This is a genomic window from Variovorax sp. TLI9-5A (genome assembly GCF_056867935.1).
This window is the reverse complement of sequence record NZ_CP200310.1, coordinates 4471206-4488456: the sequence shown is the minus strand read 5'-3', so window position 1 is coordinate 4488456 and position 17251 is coordinate 4471206. Positions and strand designations below refer to the sequence as shown.

Annotated in this window: 15 protein-coding genes; 4 read left to right on the top strand and 11 right to left on the bottom strand. The window is 70.0% G+C overall.

Annotation, left to right across the window (positions count from 1 at the left end; all coding sequences use genetic code 11):
- Positions 1–56: 56 nt before the first annotated feature.
- Positions 57–2561 (top strand): penicillin acylase family protein, encoded by a 2505-nt coding sequence (locus tag AC1VNX_RS21280; RefSeq protein ID WP_483159150.1) that lies wholly within the window; start codon positions 57–59, stop codon positions 2559–2561.
- A gap of 22 nt (positions 2562–2583) precedes the next feature.
- Here AC1VNX_RS21280 and AC1VNX_RS21275 read toward each other — a convergent pair whose 3' ends face one another.
- Positions 2584–5187 carry an FtsX-like permease family protein gene (locus tag AC1VNX_RS21275; protein WP_483159148.1) on the bottom strand — a complete coding sequence of 868 codons (2604 nt, stop codon included), beginning with the start codon at positions 5185–5187 and terminating at the stop codon, positions 2584–2586.
- Between the two features lie 91 nt (positions 5188–5278).
- On the opposite strand from AC1VNX_RS21275, the gene AC1VNX_RS21270 reads away from it, so the two are divergent.
- Positions 5279–6715 carry a serine hydrolase domain-containing protein gene (locus tag AC1VNX_RS21270; protein ID WP_483159146.1) on the top strand — a complete coding sequence of 479 codons (1437 nt, stop codon included), beginning with the start codon at positions 5279–5281 and terminating at the stop codon, positions 6713–6715.
- Between the two features lie 13 nt (positions 6716–6728).
- On the opposite strand, the gene AC1VNX_RS21265 is transcribed toward AC1VNX_RS21270, so the two are convergent.
- Genes AC1VNX_RS21265 through AC1VNX_RS21255 form a run of 3 tightly spaced genes read right to left on the bottom strand, consistent with a single transcriptional unit; the run spans position 6729 to position 8847 of the window.
- Positions 6729–7628, bottom strand: coding sequence for an ADP-ribosylglycohydrolase family protein (locus tag AC1VNX_RS21265; protein ID WP_483159144.1), 900 nt, complete (start codon positions 7626–7628; stop codon positions 6729–6731).
- The gene (locus tag AC1VNX_RS21260) at positions 7625–8209 is read right to left on the bottom strand and encodes an NADAR family protein (protein ID WP_483159142.1); all 585 of its coding nucleotides are present in this window, start codon (positions 8207–8209) and stop codon (positions 7625–7627) included. Before AC1VNX_RS21260 ends, AC1VNX_RS21265 begins: the two co-directional genes overlap by 4 nt.
- Entirely contained in the window at positions 8206–8847 is a 642-nt protein-coding gene (locus tag AC1VNX_RS21255) for a DUF4291 domain-containing protein (protein ID WP_483159140.1), read from the bottom strand. Before AC1VNX_RS21255 ends, AC1VNX_RS21260 begins: the two co-directional genes overlap by 4 nt.
- 179 nt (positions 8848–9026) lie before the next feature.
- Between AC1VNX_RS21255 and AC1VNX_RS21250 the strand changes: the two genes are divergently transcribed.
- Positions 9027–9683: an NUDIX hydrolase gene (locus tag AC1VNX_RS21250; protein ID WP_483161998.1), complete on the top strand. Its 657-nt coding sequence runs from the start codon at positions 9027–9029 to the stop codon at positions 9681–9683.
- Between the two features lie 9 nt (positions 9684–9692).
- On the opposite strand, the gene AC1VNX_RS21245 is transcribed toward AC1VNX_RS21250, so the two are convergent.
- The 5 genes from AC1VNX_RS21245 to AC1VNX_RS21225 form a co-directional block, all read right to left on the bottom strand.
- Entirely contained in the window at positions 9693–10931 is a 1239-nt protein-coding gene (locus AC1VNX_RS21245) for an RNA polymerase sigma factor (RefSeq protein WP_483159138.1), read from the bottom strand.
- Positions 10932–10992: 61 nt separating this feature from the next.
- Positions 10993–11364, bottom strand: a complete 372-nt coding sequence (locus tag AC1VNX_RS21240; protein ID WP_483159136.1) for a YciI family protein — start codon at positions 11362–11364, stop codon at positions 10993–10995.
- Between the two features lie 167 nt (positions 11365–11531).
- Entirely contained in the window at positions 11532–12893 is a 1362-nt protein-coding gene (locus AC1VNX_RS21235) for an NAD(P)H-dependent oxidoreductase (RefSeq protein ID WP_483159134.1), read from the bottom strand.
- Between the two features lie 5 nt (positions 12894–12898).
- Complete coding sequence (locus AC1VNX_RS21230; RefSeq protein ID WP_483159132.1) at positions 12899–13774, bottom strand: phytanoyl-CoA dioxygenase family protein; 876 nt, start codon at positions 13772–13774, stop codon at positions 12899–12901.
- Positions 13771–14469 (bottom strand): GntR family transcriptional regulator, encoded by a 699-nt coding sequence (locus tag AC1VNX_RS21225; RefSeq protein WP_483159130.1) that lies wholly within the window; start codon positions 14467–14469, stop codon positions 13771–13773. Before AC1VNX_RS21225 ends, AC1VNX_RS21230 begins: the two co-directional genes overlap by 4 nt.
- A 128-nt stretch (positions 14470–14597) precedes the next feature.
- On the opposite strand from AC1VNX_RS21225, the gene AC1VNX_RS21220 reads away from it, so the two are divergent.
- Positions 14598–15563, top strand: a complete 966-nt coding sequence (locus AC1VNX_RS21220; RefSeq protein ID WP_483159128.1) for a threo-3-hydroxy-L-aspartate ammonia-lyase — start codon at positions 14598–14600, stop codon at positions 15561–15563.
- A 9-nt stretch (positions 15564–15572) separates the two neighbouring features.
- Here AC1VNX_RS21220 and AC1VNX_RS21215 read toward each other — a convergent pair whose 3' ends face one another.
- Both AC1VNX_RS21215 and miaA read right to left on the bottom strand, forming a co-directional pair.
- Complete coding sequence (locus AC1VNX_RS21215; RefSeq protein ID WP_483159126.1) at positions 15573–16226, bottom strand: ABC transporter ATP-binding protein; 654 nt, start codon at positions 16224–16226, stop codon at positions 15573–15575.
- A complete protein-coding gene (gene miaA, locus AC1VNX_RS21210) occupies positions 16223–17251 on the bottom strand; it encodes a tRNA (adenosine(37)-N6)-dimethylallyltransferase MiaA (protein ID WP_483159124.1) in 1029 nt (342 codons plus the stop codon). The genes AC1VNX_RS21215 and miaA overlap by 4 nt, the downstream gene beginning before the upstream one ends.

Below are 17251 nucleotides of genomic sequence, written 5' to 3'. Positions count from 1 at the left end.
GGGATACTGTTCGCTGCCACCCCTCTACCAACAACACAAGGCAGGAGACGAGGCTCATGAAAAGAAGAAACCTGCGCCCGGCATCGCGGCGCTCGTTAGGTCAAAGGAATTCCTTTCGCGCAGTTGCGCTCGCGTCACTCACCGCTCTCATGCTCGCGGGCTGTGCCTCGGGGCCGCCCGACGGGCAGCCGGGCACCACGCGGCCTTCCTCATCCTTCACGGTGCCTGGCCTCGAGAAGCCGGCCGAGGTGCTCGTGGACCGATGGGGCGTGCCGCACCTGTACGCAGGCACGCTCTACGACGCCTTCGTCGCGCAGGGCTTCATCGCCGCGCGCGACCGTCTCTGGCAGATGGACCTCTGGCGCAAGCGCGGCCTCGGCGAAATGGCGAAGGACTTCGGCCCCGCGTGGGTAGAGAACGACCGCGCCGCGCGCGCAGTGCTCTATCGCGGCGACATGTACCGCGAGTGGCTGGCCTACGGCTCCGACGCCAAGCGCGTGGCCGAGGCCTTCACCGCCGGCGTGAATGCCTACGTGGCGCAGGTGCGTGCGCAGCCTTCGCTGCTGCCGCCGGAGTTCGCGCTGCTGGGCTACCAGCCCGCCACATGGTCGCCCGAGGACGTGGTGCGCATACGGCACCACGGCCTCACGCTCAATTTCACTTCCGAGATCGACCGCGCACGCGCCTTCTGCGCGGGCGGTGCCGGCATCAAGGCCGACTGGCTGCGGCGCGAGCTCGATCCACCGGTCAATCCGCGCGTACCGCAGGGCCTGGACCCTTGCACCATTCCGGCGGCCGAACTGCGCGCGGCCTACATGCGGGCAACCGAAGCGCCGCAGTTCAGCAAGACCAACACGCGGCTCGCGGCGCCTGTAGCGAGCCTGCCGGGTCCGCAGGATCAGCAGGCGGTGCAAGGCGATCCCACGGCCGGCTACGGCAGCAACAACTGGGTGATCTCGCCGAAGCTCACATCCACAGGCCGGCCCATCCTCGCCAACGATCCGCACCGCGCGCACGGTGCGCCCAGCCTGCGCTACATGGCGCACCTGAGCGCGCCGGGCATGGACGTGATCGGCGCGGGCGAACCTTTCCTGCCGGGCATCTCGATCGGGCACAACGGCACCATCGCCTTCGGCCTCACGCGCTTCTACATGGACCAGGAAGACCTGTACGTGTACCAGCTCAACCCGCGCAACCCCAACGAGTACCGCTACCAGGGCCGCTGGGAGCCGATGGTGCGCGTCACCGAGCGCATCGCGGTGAAGGGCGAGAACACGCCGCGCGAGGTGGTCAACACCTTCACGCGCCATGGCCCGGTGCTGCTGTCCGAGCCCGGCAGGCAGCGTGCGTTCGCGTTGCGCGCGGCGTGGCTGGAGCCCGGCATGGCGCCGTACTTCGGCTCCATGGACTACATGCGCGCGCGCAACTGGGACCAGTTCCGCGCCGCCATGAACCGCTGGGGCGCGCCGGGCGAGAACCAGGTCTACGCCGACAGCAGCGGCAACGTCGGCTGGATTCCCGGCGGCCTCACGCCCATACGCCCCAACTGGGACGGCCTGATGCCCGTGCCCGGCGACGGCCGCTATGAGTGGTCGGGCTTCCGCAACGGCGACGAGCTGCCCTCGGAGTTCAACCCGGCGCGCGGCTACGTGGTGACCGCCAACGAGAACAACATCCCGCCCGACCATCCCGCGGCGAAGAAGGGCGTGGGCTACGAGTGGAGCGACGCGGCGCGCGCCCGCCGGCTCAAGGAGCTGTTCGCCAGCAAGGTAGCGGCTGGCTCGCGCTTCTCGGTCGAGGATTCGCAGCGCATGCAGAACGACATCGTCGCCACGCCCGCGCAGCGGGTGCTGAAGCTGCTGTCGGGCCTGCGCAGCGACGACGCGCAGACGGCGACCGCGCTGCGCATGCTGCAGGGCTGGGACGGCACCATGGACCGCGACAGCGCCGCCGCCGCGCTGTACGAGGTGTGGAGCAGCAAACCGCTGCGCGCCGCCGTGCTCAAGGCCGGCGCGGGCGATGCGGGCGCTGCGCTGGCCGCACCGGGCGACAACACGCGCATGGTGCTGCTGCTGGAGAACCCCTTCGGCTGGGTCACCAACGAACAGCGCGACGCGCTGCTGCTCAAGACCCTGCCCGCCGCGATGCAGGAGCTGAGCGCCAAGCTCGGCCCCGAGCCGGCGACATGGAAGTGGGGCGCGCTGCACCGCGCCGAGTTCCGCCATCCGCTCGGCGGTGTGGTCGATGCCGCCACGCGCAAGAAGCTCGACGTGGGCGACTGGCCGATGTCGGGCTCCTCCTTCACGCCGATGGCCGCCACCTACCGCGCGAGCGACTACAGGCTGACCTCCGGCGCATCGTTCCGCATGGTGCTGGACGTGGGCAACTGGGACGCGTCGCGCGTCATCAACGCGCCGGGCCAGTCGGGCAACCCCGAGAGCCCGAACTACCGCGACCTCGCGCCGCTGTGGCTCGAAGGCAAGTACGTGCCGCTGGTCTACAGCCGGGCGGCCGTGGAGAAGGAGACGCTGGAAAGAATCCAGCTGACGCCGGCGCGCTGAAGTCGTGGGGCCGGCCCGCGGCCTACCAGTCTTCCTTCACCGCCAGCACCACGTCCTTGCCGGCGGCGGCGCGGCCCGCCATCCAGGCCGTGATGGTGCCGGCGGCGACCACCGCCGCGCACAGCGCCAGCAGCCGCGCCCATGGCACGAGGAGATCCATGCTCCAGTGGAAGCTCTGCGGGTTCACCACCTTCACGAGCACCACCGACACGGCCAACCCCAGGCCGAGCCCGGCCACGGCGCCGATGGCCGTCCATGCCGCGCCTTCGCCGGCCACCACCGCGAGCACCTGCCGGCGCGTGAAGCCCAGGTGCGCGAGCAGGCCGAATTCCTTGCGCCGCGCCAGCACCTGCGCGCTGAAGCTGGCGGCGATGCCGAAGAGGCCGATGGCGATGGCCACGGCCTGCAGCCAGTAGGTGACGGCGAAGCTGCGGTCGAAGATGCGCAGCGAGGTCGCGCGGATCTGCCCCACCGAGGCTATCTCGACGGAGCCGGCGGACGAATCGCCCCGGCCGCCCTGGCGCGCGGCCAGTTCACGCACCGCCGCCTGCACCGCGCCTTCCGACGCGCCGGGCGCGAGCCACAGCGCCACGTCGCTCACGTTGCGCTCGCCGGTGATGCGCTCGAAGTCGCGCGCGTCCATGGTGATGGCGCCGAACTGCCGTGCGTAGTCGCGCCACACGCCGGCCACGAAGAACGACGGGGCTTGCGCCTTGCCCATGGCGGCCGACAGCGGCGCGAATACCGTGCCCGGCTTCGCGCCGTAGAGCTCCACCATCGGCTCGCTCACGTAGATGCCGACCTGTCCCTCGGGCACCGGCAGCGCGCTGCCCACCAGCGGCAGCGATTGCGCGGCCCCGCCTTCGAGGCTGCGCGCGATCAGCGTCACCGCCGGCCGCGCTGCATCGAGCTGCAGCGGCTGCGTGCGCAGCGTGCCGGTGCGCGCCACGCCGGGCAGCTGCGCCAGCGACTGCACGAAGGCCGGCGCGAAGGTGGCGGTGTCGGTGCTGCTGCCGCCGCCGCTGTTGCCGCCGCGTCCGCCCGAGGTGGCGCGCACGTACAGGTCGGCCGGCAGCACGACGTCCAGCCAGTGCGTGACCGAGTCGCGGAAGCTCGCGACCATCACCGTGAGCGCGACCGCAAGGCTCAGGCTCGCGACCACGCCGCTGACCGCCACCGCCGCCGTGCCGCGCATGCGCCGCGCACGCTCCACCGCCAGCATCGGCAGCACGCGCCGCGAGAACAGCGGCGCCACGCGGTCGTAGAGCAGCGCGATCAGCCAGGGCAGGGCAGTGATGCCGCCCACCAGCAGGCAGGCCACCGAGAGGTACGCCGCAACCGGAATGCCGCCGATGGCAGGCAGGTTGGCCAGCACCGCGCCCAGCGCGACCAGACCCAGCGCCAGCCAGTGGCCGTTGCTGCGCGTGGGTGCGGCGCCCAGGCCCTTGAGCGTCTGCGCCTCGGGCAGCGCCTGCGCCGCGCGCGCGGGCCACCAGCCGCCGACCAATGCGGCCAGCACGCCGAGCCCGCCGTAGAGCAGGGCAGCGCTTGCGCTCCAGTGCAGCGTGGGCGCCACGCCTTCGAAGTACCCGCCGCCCAGGTCGCCGCCCAGCACGCGCAGCGCGAAGGCCGCCAGCGCCGTGCCCAGCGCGAGGCCGGCCAAGCTGCCGATCAGGCCCAGCACCAGCGACTCGGCCAGCACCAGCCGCAGCCGTTCGCGCGGCGTGAGCCCGAGCACGCCGAGCAGCGCGAACTGCTGCGCGCGCTTGGCCACGCTCAGAGCCAGCACCGAGAACACCAGGAAGGCCCCCGTGAAGAGCGCCACCAGCGCCAGCACCGTGAGATTCACGCGGTAGGCGCGCGACAGGTTGCTCACGCGCTGCGCCGCGTCGCCGGGCTCGGCGAACTGCACGCCAGCAGGCCAATTCGGAGAGCGCTGCAGCGAAGCCATGAAGGCGGCCCTGTCCGTGCCGGGCGCGAGGCGCAGGTCGATGCGGCTCAGCTGACCGATGCGGCCGAAGAGTTCCTGCGCCGCCGCGATGTCCATCACCGCGAGCGCCTTGCCGCCGGCGGCCACATGGCCCGCCACGGCGAGGCTGTGCCAGGCGTCGCCGCTGCGCAGCTGCACTGTCTCGGCCTTGCCGTCGCCGGGCGCCTGCGCGGGCAGCCCCAGCGCGTCGCGCGCCGCGAGGTTGAGGAACACCTGGCCCGGAGAGAAGAGCGCGAAGCGGTCGGCGCCCGCCGCGGCCTGCGGCATCAGCGCGGGCGCGATGGTCGGCAGCGCCAGCGCGTCGATGCCGATCACGCGGATCGGCACCTGCTGCTCGCCGGCCAGCGCCAGCCCCTGGACCTCGACCACCGGGCTCGCCAGCGCCACCTGTGGGTGGCGGGCGAGCTGCGCGAACACGGCCTCGTCGAAGCCGCCCTGCACGGCGCGCACTTCCAGGTCGGGCTCGCCGTTGACCGAGCGCACCGCGCTCGAGAACTCGTCGAGCGCCGAGGCGTTGATCAGCTGTACCGAGAAGGCCAGCGCAACGCCGAGCATCACGGCCAGCACGGCCGCCGCGTTGCGCCAGGGGTGGTGGCGGAGTTCCTGCCAGGAGAAGGTGCCGAGCAATGCGCGCATTGGCCGATTGTCGTCGCGGCGCGCGAGGGGGACTCCGGACGTGGCAGGATTGCGGCTCTTCGACCGCCTGAGGAATCCGACGATGCGGCTCATGCCCCATGCCTTGCTGTACCGCTCCTGGCTCGCGGCCTGGCTTTTCGTCCCGTTGCTGGCCGGCAACGCCCTGGCGCAACTGCAGCCGCCGCAGCAGCAACAACAACAGCCCCTGACGCTGGCAAGCGATCCGGCCCTTCTTGCGAAAGCAGCCATCGGCACCGAGCGGGGCACGATGGTGGTGGGCACGCTGCGCAACGGGCAGGCGGCCTACGGCGCCGCCTACAACCCCGAGCCGCCGTCGCAGCCGCGCGCCATCGCATCCGGCAGCGCCGAGCAGCCGATGTTCGAGATCGGCTCCGTCACCAAGGTGTTCACCGGCCTGCTGCTCGCGCAGGCGGTGCAGCGCGGCGACCTGAAGCTGGACGACACGGTCGGCAGGCTGCTCGCCGGCAAGGTCGATGGCCTCTCGCCACCGGTGGCCTCGGTCACGCTGCGCCAGCTCGTCACGCACACCGGCTGCGTGCCCGTGATGGCCGACGGCGTGACCGGCGGCGCACCCCTCGTCGAGCAGTTCCACGCCTACGACAAGGCCATGTTCTGGGCCGCGCTCGCGCGCATCAAGCTCACGGCCGCCGCGCCGCCCTGCGAAGGCGCGTACAGCAACTTCGGCATGGCGCTGCTCGGCCAACTGCTCGCCGAGCACTACGACACCTCGTGGGGCGAACTGGTGCGCGCGCGCATCACCGAGCCGCTGGGCATGAACGACACAGTCATCACGCTGGGCGACAAGGCCTCGCGCATGGCCCCGGCCTTCGCGGGCGACCGCCGACAGCCGCTCTTCGACATGCAGGCCTACGCGCCGGCCAGCGCGCTGCGCTCCACCGCCGCCGACATGATGACCTTCAGCCGCGCCGTCCTCGCGGGCGCCGCCGGCCCGCTGGGCCCGGCCGCCGCGCGCATGCTCACGCCGCTGGCGCGCTACGAGGGCGCCGAGATCGGCTATGCGGTGATGGTGCGCGGGCCCGAAGGCGGCCGGCGCACCTACTACCACGCGGGCGTCACCGAGGGCTACCGCACGCTGTGGCTGCTCGCGCCCGACACTGGCGAGGCGATGATCGTGCTCAGCAGCAACGCGCGCGCGCCGATGCAGTCGGTGATGCTGGCCATCGGCAAGAGCCGATATCCGGTGCCGACCACCGAAGTGCCGATCGATGCGAAGCGGCTCGACGAATACAGGGGCGAGTACCGCGTGACGAAGACCCAGTCATTGAACTTCACGGTGCGCAGCGGCCGGCTGCTGGTTCGGGAGACGGAGCGCGGCTACAACGCGCTCACGCCTACGGGCAACGACCGCTTTGCTGTGACGGCCATCGGCGCGCAGGTCATGTTCAGGCGCGATGCGGCGAACGTGGTCGTGGGGGTGTCGCTGGCGCAGGGCGGCAGCCAGCTCGATGCGCGACGGGTGGGAGACACGGCCGCGCAGCCGGAGTAGCCACCGGCCTTCGTCAGCCGGCCAGTGCGAGCAATTGCCCGGCCATCTCTTCCATTTCCGCGCGCATCACGAGTTTGTCGAGCCAGTCTGGCGGGATGCCTGCGACGCCGTAGAAGGCGCCCGCCAGCTGGCCGCAGATGGCGGCCGTGGTGTCGGCGTCGTCGCCCAGGTTGGTGGCGGCGAGCACTGCTTCCTCGAAGGAGCCAGTGTTCGCGAAGCACCAGAGCGCCGCTTCGAGCGATTCGACGCAGTAGCCCGATCCCTTGATCTGGGCGACGGGCTTCGATGCATGGCTGCCTCGTGCCAGCGCCGCGACCTTCTCGCTCAGTGGCGCCTGCGGCGTGGACGTCAGAATGGCCGCCTTGCTTTCGCCCCGCAGCGCCGCGCGAAGCTGCAATGCGAAGAGCTGAGAGCATTCGATGGCCTCCAGCGCGCCATGCGTCGTGCGCGTGCCTTCGCCGGCCTGCTTCCAGGTGGCCTCGGCGCTCGCCGCGTAGAACATCGGCACCGGCGCGAGCCGCATCAGCGCTCCATTGCCGGCTGTGCGCGGATCGGGATCTCCGGCGAACGGATCGCCCGAAGCCAGGTAGCGGGTGAGGGCCCCCGACACCGTCAGGCCGATGTCGAAGCAGTTGCCGGTGCTGCTCATGTAGCCCACGCTGCGCCAGTTGCAGTAGCGGTTCATCTGGTCGACCGCGTCGAAGCCCTTGCAGTGGATCAGGCTCGCGGCGAGGCAAAGGGCCATCGACGTGTCGTCGGTCCACTCGCCTGCGATCAGCCCGAAGGGGCCGCCGCCGTGCATGCCGGTGACTGGGGCGAAGCTTCCGCGCGAGCGGAACTCGACCGTGGTGCCCACGGCGTCGCCGCAGGCCAGGCCGAGCAGGCAGCCTTGGTAGCGCTCGATCGCATTCATGACTGTTGCTGCCTGAGCGCCTCGCGCGCGGCCATCAGCGCGTAGCCCAGCAGATTGAGCCCCTTCCATTCGCGCGGGTCCTGTGCCAGGGGATTGTTGGCCGCGAGCCCGATGCCCCAGATCGGATCGACCGGGCTGGCCTCCACCAGCACCTGGTGGCCCGTGCCGAGCAGGAAGGCGCCGAGCTCCGCGTTCTGCGAGAACTTGGCGATGTTGCCCTGCGTCACGATGTCCAGGCGCGCGGCGACCCACGCGGCCTCGTTGAAGCCGCGGATCTCGCGGCCCAGCTTCTTGGCTTCGCCGGGCGTGCGCGCGGCGAGGATGCGGTCGCAGATTTCTTGGTCGCCGAACAGGCGCGCCTTGCCGGCCATCATGAAATGCTCGGCCGTGCGGTACGAGACGCCATCGACCTTGAACGCGGCCTCGAACCACTGGCTGAAGCAGCTCTTGTTCACGCCGGTCTTCGGTGACTGATGGCCCCAGAAGAGAAGGAACTCCGGGCGATGGCCCTGCGCGAAGTACGCGGGCAGTTCGCGGGTGCTGCGGGGTATGACGGTGGTTGAGTTCGTTGTCGTCGTCATTTGGAGTTTTCCTTTTCGAAGCCGATGTCGAGCACATGCTCCACCGGCAGTTGCAGCTCGAGGCTGTCGTCCTGCGCCAGCGGGCGCTGGGCGGCCACGAAGGAGCGCATGTCGATGACCTCCAGCAGCTCCTCGTGCGCGAAAGCGGCCAGCGTGCGGCCGCGCAGGCCCAACTGGATTGCGCGGCGTTCGAGCTTGTGGCCTTGCGGCGAATGGTCCGGGTCCCATTGCAGGCGCACCTCTGAGCGTTCCACGGCTTCCTGCCAAGCCTCGCGGCTCGGATAGCCGGCTGCATCGAAGGTCGAAGCCACCGCTTCGCGCACCACGTGCTCGAAGAACGCGCGGCGCAGCCGCAGGCCCAGAACGACTTCCTGGCCTTCCTTCGTGCCCCAGCCGCTGCGATACATCATCCAGAGGAAGTTCGGCTTGATCCAGCTCATCCGCGAAAGGCTGAAGTCCGGACCGTCGAGCCGGCCGTGCCTGATGGCGTATTCGCCGATGGCTGGACGGTAGGCCTGGTAGACGACGACCGAGTTCGCGTCGTGGTGGGCGAGGATGTGCTGGCCGCTTCGGGGCCAGCGGGCGCGTTGGGCGATGTGCGATTCGGTGGGTAGTGGTGTGACAGCGCTGTTGTTCATTTCGTTCTTCTTTCCTTGTTGTTCTTGTCTTGTAATTCGATGAGAGTTGCTCTGTGCAACTAATCGAGGGTTGTATAGTACAACTAATAATCCCGCAGTCAAGCTCTTACGTGAACACGCCATCTTCCGCATTCCCGCCACTGACCTTCCCGCGCCCACTGGTCACCGTCGACGTGGTGATGTTCACCGTGCTCGATGACGCCCTTCACGTCCTGCTGGTGAAGCGGCCCGCCGACACCGATGAGCCCTTTCCCGGCAAGTGGGCCTTGCCCGGCGGCTTCGTGAACATCGACGAGGACGCCACGCTGCTCGACTGCGCGCTGCGCAAGCTGCGCGAGAAGACCGGCGTGATCACGCCTTACCTGGAGCAGTTGGGCAGTTGGGGCGGGGTACAGCGTGATCCACGGGGCTGGTCGGCCACGCATTGCTTCTACGCGCTGATTCCCGCGCAGGCGATGCAGCTGCGCAGCGGTGCAAACGCGGCCGAAGTGGCGTGGTTCGAGGTCGATGCCGCCTCGCGCAAGCGGCTGGCCTTCGACCATGGCGAGCTGCTCGATGCGGCCGTTGCCCGGCTGCGCAGCAAGGTTGAATACACCTCGCTGCCGGCCTTTCTGCTGGAGGAACCATTCACGCTGCCGGCGCTGCAGCACACCTACGAGGTTGTGCTGGGCAGGGCGGTCGACAAGAGCGCTTTTCGCAAGCGCATGCTCGATGGCGGATTCATGGAGGAGGCCGGCATGGTCACCGGCAGCCTGGGGCGGCCGGCCATGAGTTACCGGCTGCGCGACCGTTCGCAGGCGGCGCTGTTTCCGCGCACCTTCAACGCGACGAAGTAGTAGGTCGGCTCAAAGCCGGTCCGACATCGCGTGCAGATAAGCACGCACCGCCGCGTTGGAGCTCAGCCCGATGGCACGGTCGAACGCCTGCCGAGCCGCGGAGCGCGCACCGCCGGCCGCCAGCAGATGTGCGCGCGCCGCCCAGTACGGCTGGTAGTTCGCCACATCCTGTGCAGGAATGGCTTCCAGCGCCCGCAGGCCGATCTCCGGACCGCGCGCGTTCGCGAGTGCGCAGGCGAGGCTGACCTGCGCGCCGATGCTGGTCCGCAGCGCCAGCAGCCCCTCGTACAGCGACACCAGCGCCTCGGGTGGCACCGGCGCGCCGACGCGGCGTTCGCAGTGGGCCGACTGGATCGCGGCTTCGAGCTGGTAGGCGCCGAGCAACTTCATTTCGGACGCGCGGCGCAGGCAGAGCTCGGCCTCGGCGAGCAGGTCGGGGTCCCAGCGCAGCGGGTCCTGCTGGTCGAGCGGCACGTAGGCGCCGGTGTCGCTGCGCCGCGCGGCCATGCGGGCTTCGCAGAAGAGCATGAGCGCCAGCAGGCCCAGCGGCTCGGGCTCGGCGGGCATCAGGCCGCAGAGGATGCGGCAGAGGTCGATGGCCTCGGTGGTGAGGCCGCGGGGCAGGGCGTCGGCGCCGTCCACGTCGTCCCAGCCGGTGCCGTAGGCGGCGTAGATGCCGTCGAGCACGTCCTGCAGCCGCTGCGGCAGGTCTCGCGCCTGCGGGTATTCGAAGGGAATGCCGGCGGCGCGGATGCGGGCCTTGGCGCGCACCAGCCGCTGGCCGAGCGTGGAGGGTGCGGTGAGGAAGGCGCCGGCCATGCGCGCCGCGTCGAGGCCCAGCACGGTCTGGAGCATGAGCGGGGCGCGCGCGGCCGCATCGAGGGCCGGGTGCGCGCACACGAAGAGCAGGCGCAGCCGCTCGTCGGGAATGGCGTTGCCGCTGCTGCCGTCGGCGGCTTCATCGACTTCGCCGGCGAGCAGCAGCAGGGTCTGGGTGGCCTGGTCCTGCACGCGGCTGTGGCGCCAGGCATCGAGCTTGCGATGGCGCGCCACGCTCAGCAGCCAGGCGTCGGGCTGGGCCGGGATGCCGTCGGCGGGCCAGCGTTCGAGCGCGCGGGCGAAGGCGTCGGCCAGCGCATCTTCCGACGCGGCGATGTCGTGCGTGCGCGCGGAGAGGATGGCCAGCAGCCGGCCGTACGACTCGCGCGCCGCCCGTTCGGCGGCCCCGTGAACCGCCGGGTCGCTCACTGGAGCACCTTCGTGCTTCGCACTGCGGTGCGAGCTTGCTTGGGGCGGCCCGGCGCAGCGCTCATGCCGCTGCAGCTGCCAGTGCGGTGGCAACGAAGACGGGCCGCACTTCCACCCCGCCGGTGGTCGCGCAGGGCGCGCGCGCCGCCCATTCGAGTGCGGCGTCGAGGTCGGGCACGTCGATCACGAAATAGCCGCCGAGCTGCTCCTTGGTATCGGCGAAGGGGCCGTCCTGCACCTGGCGCTTGTCGCCGCGCACGCGCAGCGTGGTGCCGGTCATGGGCGGGAAGAGGCCGTGGCCGCCGAGCGAGATGCCCGACTGGCGCACCGCGTCGGCATACGCGACCCAGCTGGCCCTGTAGGCCTGCGCGGATGCGTCTTCGCGTTGCTCGAATTCGGCCGCGGGCTGGTAGAACATCAACATGTACTGCATGGTGTCTCTCCGTCAAGGAAAAGCTTGCTGAGCAGGAGCGCTCACCACAATGACGGCCAGCCGGCGAGCATTTCGACACGGGCTTCGTGCCGAGCAGAACATTTTTTACATGGAAGCCTCCCGGTGCAACGGTGGCTGCACCGAGGCGAAAAGTTCTCAGGCAGCGGTCAGGCGGCCTCTGCCTGTGCCGTGGGTGCGAACAGGGTTTCCATCTCGTTGCGCAGCCTGTAGGCGGCGGTGGTGGTGTCGATAGCCACGTCGGCCCAGCTCAGGCTCTGGCCCTTCTTTACCGGGCGCACCAGCCTGATGTTGTGCGCCAGCCCCAGCGGCAGGCCGCCCAGGCGCAGCGAGCGCGCGGCCGGCAGCAGTTTGCCCCAGACGGTGTAGCCGCCTTCGCCGTCGAGCATCTCGCCGGCGGCCAGGTCGCGTTTTGCGGTGGCGACCACGTCGGCGTTCCAGCAGGTGGCCACGCCGGTGGGCTCGCCGCGCAGCGCCACGCTGGCCACCGACATGCCTACTTCGAGCCCGATCAGGTGCCAGCGCTTGTAGAGCGTGAAGTAGCGCCCGCTCGGGTCGGTGTGGGCGTTGTATTCCTCGAAGCAGTTTTTGATGTACTCCGTCTCGGCTTCGACCGTGACCCACACGCCCATGCGGATGTCGTACGGGATCTTCCGCCCGTCGGCTTCCAGCGAGGAGATCACCTCGACCATGCCCTTGCGCTCCAGTACGCCGCCTTCGCTCTTCGGCCGGGTGACGAAGGGAATGTCTTCCACGCTCGCAGGCGGGTAGAGCAGGCCGTCCGACGGCACGGCAAGGCCGGTGGCGTTGGCCACCGCCGAGCTTTCGATGGAAGGCTTGGAGCCGTCGAGGAAGCTGTTGAACATTTTCGGGTTGAGCCCGCCGCGCTTCGCCTGCTCGGGCGTGAGGCCGTAGTTGCCCCACACCGTCTCGGGCGTCGACTCGGTGAAGTGCGGCAGCCACTTGTGGCCGCGTCCGGCCGCCACCACCGGAAAGCCGCAGGTGCGCGCCCAGTCCACCAGGTCGCAGATCAGCGCGGGCTGGTCGCCGAAGGCCAGCGAATAGACCACGCCGGCCTGTTGCGCCTTGCGCGCGAGCAGCGGGCCGCAGAAGGCGTCGGCCTCGACCGTCACGTTCACCACGTGCTTGCCGTGCGCGAAGGCGTCCAGGCAGTGGTCCACCGCCGCGATGGGGTTGCCGGTGCACTCGACCACGATGTCGATGGATGGCTCGCGCGTCACGGCCTGCCAGTCGTCGGTGATCCAGGTGGTGCCTTGCTCCAGCGCCTCCTGCACCGATGCGGCTGCGGCGCGGCCGGGCTGCCAGCCCACGCGCTCGAGGTTGGTGCGGGCCGCATCCGGCGAGAGGTCGGCGATGGCCACCAGCTGCACGCCGGGCGTGCGCGGGATCTGCGCGAGGTACATCGAACCGAACTTGCCGGCGCCGATCAGGCCGATGCGGATGGGGCGGCCTTCGGCGGCGCGCCGCTGCAGGCGGGCGTGGAGGCTCATGTCGTTCAGGCCTCCACGGTGTCGAGAACATCGAGCGAGGTGCGCAGCGCGCTCTCGGGCAGGCCGTTCTTCCATGGCACGTCCACCGGGTAGGGCTTGAGCAGACAGTCGTCGGGCAGCAGCTCGATGGGCGTGAAGTCGCGGTGGGCGATGTACTCGGGACGCTTGTGGCGCCGGATGTGGTTGCTGACCGCGCACAGGCTCAGGTACACCGCCACGCGGTTGAAGGGCGAGAGGTTGCTGCCCGAGGCATGCACCAGGCAGCTGTGGAACAGGATCATCGAGCCCGCCGGCCCCTTGGGCGAGACGATGCCGCCGTGCTTGCCGCCGGCGCGATCCACCAGCTGGCGGATCAGGTCGTTGTCGACGGTCCAAAGCGGATAGCTGGTGGTGGTCAGGTCATGCTTCGCGTCGACCACGCCCTTGCGATGGCTGCCCGGAATGAACATCAGCGGGCCGTTGTGCTCGTTCACGTCGTCCAGAAAGATCGCGACGTTCATCGCGCGCTCGGTGGGCATCAGGTCGTCGTTGAGCCAGGTGCCGTAGTCCTGGTGCCACTGCCACACGTCGCCTTCGAAGGCCATCTTCCCGTTGATCTTGAACTGGTGCATGTAGACGCCTTCGCCGAAGAGGTCGGTCACCGGCTCGACCATGCGCGGATGGCGCGCGAGCCGCGCGAAAGGCTCGCTCACGAGGTGCGCGGCGAAGTTCGTGCGCACGGCGTCGGAGCCTTTCTCGCGCACGTTGAAGGCCTCGCGCTTCGCGTAGAGATCGGGCACCGCGTCGGTCAGTACCCTGGTTTCCTCGGCCGAGAAATGGCCGGGGAAGAACAGGTAGCCATCGCGCTCGAACTGCGCGCGCTGCTCGGGGGTGAGCTTCATGCCTTGTCTCCTTTTTGCGTGGGGGTGTGGGTGGATGCGGCATGCGCCAGCAGCCGCTCGCTCAGTGTCTCGCTGGCCCGCGAGACGTGTTCCTCGCTCAGGCGTGCAGCGCGGTCCGCGTTGCCTGCCGCGATGGCGTCGGCGATGGCCTCGTGCTCGTCCCACAGCGTCTCGCGCTGCGGCTCGGCCTGCAGCACCGCGCCCATCGCGCGGCGCAGATGGCGCCAGTGCGGATCGGCGCTCTGCGCGATCAGAGGATTGCCCGATGCCTCGTAGATGGCCTGGTGGAAGGCGACGTCGGCATCGATCATGGCTTCCACGTTGCGCCCGCGCGCGGCACGCCGGCCGCGCTCGATGAGCTTCGGGTCGATGCGAAAGCGCTGCCGCGCCGCCAGCCGGGCGGCCAGGGCGTCGAGCGCGCCACGCACCTGATAGACCTTGCGCATCGCCTCGGCTTCCAGCGGCGCCACCAGCACGCCGCGGCCTGGCGCGTCGAGCACGAAGCCGTCTTTCTTGAGCAGACGCAGCGCCTGCAGCACCGGCTGGCGCGACACCGACAGGCGCTGCGCGATGTCCTCCTGCGTGATGCGCTCGCCAGGCGCGAGCGCGCCGCTGCTGATGGCGCCCAGCAGGGCTCGGTAGACCTGATCGACGAGGTCGGGAGCGACCTCGATGCTGACGAGCTGCGCGGGCATGGTTGTCTCCTTGCGCCGGTTTTCTTTGAACTCTGTATACAGAGTACGGAGTTCCGCGCCGCCGTGCATACCGGGTTTTTACCCATCGGGGCTGCAAAAAATTGCAAGCCACCGCTAAGCTCGACCCCATGCAACTACCTACCTACGACGACGTCATCGCCGCGGCCGCGCGGCTCGAAGGCCATGCCCACCGCACGCCGGTGCTGCGCTCTTCCACCGCCAACGAGCGCTGGGGCGCCGAGTTCTTCTTCAAGTGCGAGAACTTCCAGCGCATGGGCGCGTTCAAGTTCCGCGGCGCCTTCAATGCGTTGTCGAAGTTCGATGCCACGCAGCGCAAGGGCGGCGTGATCGCCTTCTCGTCGGGCAACCACGCGCAGGCCATCGCGCTGTCGGCGCGACTGCTGCAGATGCCCGCCGTGATCGTGATGCCGAAGGACGCGCCGGCGGCCAAGGTCGCCGCCACCAAGGGCTACGGCGCCGAGGTGGTGATGTACGACCGCTTCACCGAGGACCGCGAGGCGCTGACGAAGAAGCTTGCGCAGGAGCGCGGCATGACGATGATCCCGCCCTACGACCACCCCGACGTGCTCACCGGCCAGGGCACGGCGGTGAAGGAGCTGATCGAGGAAACCGGCCCGCTCGACCACCTGTTCGTGTGCCTGGGCGGCGGCGGCCTGCTGTCGGGCTCGGCGCTGTCGGCGCGCGCGCTGTCGCCTGATTGCAAGGTCTACGGCGTGGAGCCCGAGGCGGGCAATGACGGCCAGCAATCGTTGCGCGCCGGGAAGATCGTGCACATCGAAACCCCGAAGACCATCGCCGACGGCGCGCAGACGCAGCATCTGGGCGAATACACCTTCGGCATCATCCGCCGCGACGTGGACGACATCTTCACCGTCACCGACGGGCAGCTCGTCGACGCAATGCGCTTCTTCGCCGAGCGCATGAAGATGGTGGTGGAGCCCACCGGCTGCCTCGCCTTCGCGGGCGCGATCGCGGCGGGCAAGGCCATTGCGGGCCAGCGCGTGGGCATCGTGATCAGCGGCGGCAACGTCGACCTGTCGCGCTTCGGGGCGCTGATCGCGCCGCAGCAGTAATCAGCAAACTCAGTCGCGGATTCCGCTGGCCGTCAGGTGCAGCAGGCGGTCGGCCCGGGCCGCCGCGCTTTCGGAGTGCGTCACCAGCACCAGCGATGCACCGTGCTCGCGGGTCTGGCCGATGAGCAGTTCCATCACCTTCGCGGCGGTGGACGGGTCGAGGTTGCCCGTGGGCTCGTCGGCCAGCAGCAGGGCGGGGCGGTGCACCAGCGCGCGTGCGATGGCTACCCGCTGCAGCTGGCCGCCCGACAGCGTCTGCGGCAGCCGCGCGCCCATGCCGGGCAGGCCCACTGCTTCGAGCATGTGGGCGACGCGGCCGTCGTTGTCCTTCTGCTGGCCCAGCAGCATCAGCGGCAGCGACACGTTCTGCGCCACGTCGAGGTGCGGCAGCACGTGAAAGGCCTGGAACACGAAGCCCACATGGCGCCGCCGCCAGAGCGCGCAGGCTTCGCCGTCGAGTGCGCCGATGTCGGTGCCGTCGTGCGTCACCGTGCCCTGGTCCCAGCTGTCGAGGCCGGCCATGCAGTTGAGCAGCGTGGACTTCCCCACGCCCGATTCGCCCACGATGGCGACGAACTCGCCGGGCTCGACGCTGAGCGCCACGTTCTCGAAGACCGACGCATCGCCGTAGTGCTTGCCGAGGTTTGAAATGCGAAGCGTCATCTGGGGGCGGCGGCCTTTGCCATGCGTTGAACGGCGGTCTGCACCGCATCGGGGGCGTCGCAGGCGATCACCGTGCGCTGCGGCATGCTGCGCAGCCAGGTGATCTGCCGCTTGGCGAGCTGGCGCGTGGCCGCGATGCCGCGCTCGCGCAGGTCGGCCATGGCCCTGGCGTCGGGCGCCGCGCTGCCGGCCGCATCGAGCGTTTCCCAGGCCTGCCGGTAGCCGACGCAGCGCATCGAGGGCAGGTCGGTCGAAAGGTCGCCGCGCGCGCGAAGGGCTCGCACCTCGTCGAGGAAGCCTGCCGTCAGCATGGTGTCGAAGCGCTCGGCGATGCGGCCGTGCAGCCAGGCGCGATCGGCGGGTTCGAGCGAGAACAGCACGCCGCCCTCGACCGCGCCGGCGGTCTTGTTGTCGCTCGCATGAAAGCTCGACAGCGGTTGGCCGCTGCTCTCCCACACTTCGAGCGCGCGCTGAATGCGCTGGCTGTCCTGCGGCGCGAGCCGGGCGGCCGTGACCGGATCGACCTGCGCGAGCCGCGCGTGCATCGCCGGCCAGCCGAGTGCGGCTGCATCGGCGTCGATGCGCGCGCGCACCGCGGCGTCGGCCGCGGGCATCGCGTCGATGCCGTCGAACAGCGCCTTGAAATACAGCATGGTGCCGCCCACCAGCAGCGGCAGCGCGCCGCGCGCGCGAATCTCGCCGATGAGCCGCGTCGCGTCGGCTACGAAGGCGGCTGCGCTGTAGCTGTCGCGCGGATCGAGGATGTCGATCAGGTGGTGGGGCACCGCCGCCTGCTCGGCGGGCGTGGGCTTGGCGGTGCCGATATCCATGCCGCGGTAGACCAGCGCCGAGTCGACCGAGACGATCTCCACCGGCAGCAAGCGCGCGAGCGCGAGTGCGGCGGCCGTCTTGCCCGAGGCGGTGGGGCCTGCGAGCGCGATGTAGCGCGGTGGAGTCGGGGAGGGCGCGGCATCGGGCGATGCGCGGGTGGCGGCCTTCGCGGCCGCGTCGGAACTGGGAGACAT

Bases quoted from the DNA above. Each gene is read 5' to 3' on its own strand.
- AC1VNX_RS21280 (WP_483159150.1), top strand. From the start codon at position 57: ATGAAAAGAAGAAACCTGCGCCCGGCATCGCGGCGCTCGTTAGGTCAA.
- AC1VNX_RS21275 (WP_483159148.1), bottom strand. From the start codon at position 5,187: ATGCGCGCATTGCTCGGCACCTTCTCCTGGCAGGAACTCCGCCACCAC.
- AC1VNX_RS21270 (WP_483159146.1), top strand. From the start codon at position 5,279: ATGCCCCATGCCTTGCTGTACCGCTCCTGGCTCGCGGCCTGGCTTTTC.
- AC1VNX_RS21265 (WP_483159144.1), bottom strand. From the start codon at position 7,628: ATGAATGCGATCGAGCGCTACCAAGGCTGCCTGCTCGGCCTGGCCTGC.
- AC1VNX_RS21260 (WP_483159142.1), bottom strand. From the start codon at position 8,209: ATGACGACGACAACGAACTCAACCACCGTCATACCCCGCAGCACCCGC.
- AC1VNX_RS21255 (WP_483159140.1), bottom strand. From the start codon at position 8,847: ATGAACAACAGCGCTGTCACACCACTACCCACCGAATCGCACATCGCC.
- AC1VNX_RS21250 (WP_483161998.1), top strand. From the start codon at position 9,027: ATGTTCACCGTGCTCGATGACGCCCTTCACGTCCTGCTGGTGAAGCGG.
- AC1VNX_RS21240 (WP_483159136.1), bottom strand. From the start codon at position 11,364: ATGCAGTACATGTTGATGTTCTACCAGCCCGCGGCCGAATTCGAGCAA.
- AC1VNX_RS21235 (WP_483159134.1), bottom strand. From the start codon at position 12,893: ATGAGCCTCCACGCCCGCCTGCAGCGGCGCGCCGCCGAAGGCCGCCCC.
- AC1VNX_RS21230 (WP_483159132.1), bottom strand. From the start codon at position 13,774: ATGAAGCTCACCCCCGAGCAGCGCGCGCAGTTCGAGCGCGATGGCTAC.
- AC1VNX_RS21225 (WP_483159130.1), bottom strand. From the start codon at position 14,469: ATGCCCGCGCAGCTCGTCAGCATCGAGGTCGCTCCCGACCTCGTCGAT.
- AC1VNX_RS21220 (WP_483159128.1), top strand. From the start codon at position 14,598: ATGCAACTACCTACCTACGACGACGTCATCGCCGCGGCCGCGCGGCTC.
- AC1VNX_RS21215 (WP_483159126.1), bottom strand. From the start codon at position 16,226: ATGACGCTTCGCATTTCAAACCTCGGCAAGCACTACGGCGATGCGTCG.
- miaA (WP_483159124.1), bottom strand. From the start codon at position 17,251: ATGTCTCCCAGTTCCGACGCGGCCGCGAAGGCCGCCACCCGCGCATCG.